The sequence below is a fragment of the Type-D symbiont of Plautia stali genome, from assembly GCF_001485335.1.
In the GTDB taxonomy this organism is placed as follows: Bacteria; Pseudomonadota; Gammaproteobacteria; order Enterobacterales; family Enterobacteriaceae; genus Pantoea; species Pantoea vagans_C.
Map to the genome: position 1 here is coordinate 1 of NZ_BBOC01000232.1, position 220 is coordinate 220.

At 56.8% G+C, this 220-nt stretch carries 1 rRNA gene; it reads left to right on the forward strand.

Going from position 1 to position 220, the window contains the following annotated elements:
* Window positions 1-127: 127 nt before the first annotated feature.
* Window positions 128-220: ribosomal RNA gene (rrf, locus tag PSSD_RS26140) — 5S ribosomal RNA — on the forward strand; the annotation flags it as partial.

Below are 220 nucleotides of genomic sequence, written 5' to 3' on the forward strand. Positions count from 1 at the left end.
GGTTTTGTGCTGAAGCAAGGCGGCAAACGAGACGATGTGAAGGAGCATACATCAGTATGTGACTGAGCAGCGCGAGCGCAGCCAACGCAGCAGCAGTGCAAAATATTCGTTTCGTGCACCAGATTTGCCTGGCGGCTTTAGCGCGGTGGTCCCACCTGACCCCATGCCGAACTCAGAAGTGAAACGCCGTAGCGCCGATGGTAGTGTGGGGTCTCCCCAT